1 protein-coding gene is annotated in these 302 nt (G+C 64.2%); it reads left to right on the forward strand.

Annotation, left to right across the window (positions count from 1 at the left end):
* On the forward strand, positions 1-302 hold a 302-nt coding region (locus tag SB816_RS30760), incomplete at both ends, for an MFS transporter (RefSeq protein ID WP_410548088.1).

Consider the following 302-nt stretch of genomic DNA (forward strand, 5'->3'; position numbering starts at 1 on the left):
CTCATGCCGCTGCTGATCGCCGCCTACGTGATCAGCTTCCTCGACCGCACCAACATCGCCTTCGCAAAGCACTCGATGGGCGTCGATCTCGGCATTTCATCCGCGGCCTACGGGCTCGGCGCCGGCCTGTTCTTCCTGCCCTACGCGCTGTTCGAGATCCCGAGCAACCTGATCATGCATCGCGTCGGCGCGCGCTTCTGGATCGCCCGGATCATGGTGACCTGGGGGCTGATCTCCGCTGCCATGGCTTTCGTCCAGGGCGAGACCTCCTTCTATGTGCTGCGCCTGCTGCTGGGGATCGC

It is taken from the genome of Achromobacter sp. SIMBA_011, from assembly GCF_046535435.1.
Taxonomy (GTDB): domain Bacteria; phylum Pseudomonadota; class Gammaproteobacteria; order Burkholderiales; family Burkholderiaceae_B; genus Achromobacter; species Achromobacter dolens.